At 46.2% G+C, this 355-nt stretch carries 1 rRNA gene; it reads left to right on the forward strand.

What is annotated here, in order from left to right:
• A 16S ribosomal RNA gene (locus tag MN204_RS20395) occupies positions 1–89 on the forward strand; the annotation flags it as partial.
• Between the last annotated feature and the right edge of the window lie 266 nt (positions 90–355).

Here is a 355-nt window from a genome sequence, read left to right on the forward strand (position 1 = left end):
GGAGCCAGCCGCCGAAGGTGGGACTGATGATTGGGGTGAAGTCGTAACAAGGTAGCCGTATCGGAAGGTGCGGCTGGATCACCTCCTTTCTAAGGATTAAATTAAAGGCGGAAGCGACTGTTCAGAGGCGAACGCATAAGCAAGGGAATCGTAAAGCACGGGTTTTGTGCTTGGAGAGTTCATTGCTTATGACGGTAGACTCTAGGAGCTGAAGCTGGACATAACGGAACGCCGATGAGGAACTTGTTCCTCATCGGTAAGGACATACTTGGTTGTTTGGTTCAGTTTTGAGAGAGCAAATCTCTCTATTTGTACCTTGAAAACTAAATAAGAGTAATCAACGACATCAATTTTT

It is taken from the genome of Oceanobacillus saliphilus (assembly GCF_023522835.1).
Lineage (GTDB): Bacteria > Bacillota > Bacilli > Bacillales > Amphibacillaceae > Oceanobacillus > Oceanobacillus saliphilus.